The following is a 495-nucleotide window of genomic DNA, read 5'->3' as shown; positions in this document are numbered from 1 at the left end:
CTGATGGTTCCCGGTGATTACTTCTTCCCAGGGCTGGATAAACCCTGGCCGCATACGCATCAGTGCATGCGGATGAATTACGTACCGGAACCGGAAAAAATCGAGGCTGGCGTGAAGATTCTGGCTGAAGAGATAGAACGCGCCTGGCGTGAAGGCTGATGGCAAACCCGACCGCCTAATCGGTCGGGTCACGCATTACAACGGCTGTGAACGCAAACGCTGCTGCTGAATTTTTGCGGCGTCAACGCATTGCAACGCACGGGTCGGGCAGGATTCTACACACGCCGGGCCCGTTTCGCGATGCCAGCACAAATCACATTTAACCGCCTGCACNGGCCAGCATACAGCTTTTACAGCCAATGCAACGCGCCTGTTCAACGAAGATATGCCCATGTTCACGACGAATGGCGTGCGTTGGGCAAACATTCGCGCAGGGAGCATCTTCGCATTGATGACAAGCGACCGCCGTCGTAAAGGCGTCGTCTTTGATCACGC

The 495-nt window shown here is 55.7% G+C and carries 2 pseudogenes; one reads left to right on the top strand and one right to left on the bottom strand.

The features are described 5' to 3' along the window. Positions 1 to 159 (top strand): annotated as a pseudogene (gene avtA, locus FDX22_RS19790) (valine--pyruvate transaminase); the annotation flags it as partial. Between the two features lie 36 nt (positions 160 to 195). On the opposite strand, the pseudogene FDX22_RS31410 reads toward avtA, so the two are convergent. Next, a pseudogene (locus FDX22_RS31410) lies at positions 196 to 495 on the bottom strand (electron transporter); the annotation flags it as partial.

The sequence above is a fragment of the Citrobacter sp. TBCS-14 genome, from assembly GCF_005280805.1.
Classification (GTDB): Bacteria; Pseudomonadota; Gammaproteobacteria; order Enterobacterales; family Enterobacteriaceae; genus Citrobacter; species Citrobacter gillenii.
The sequence above is the reverse complement of the archived record's forward strand: the minus strand, read 5'-3'. Positions and strand labels throughout refer to the sequence as shown.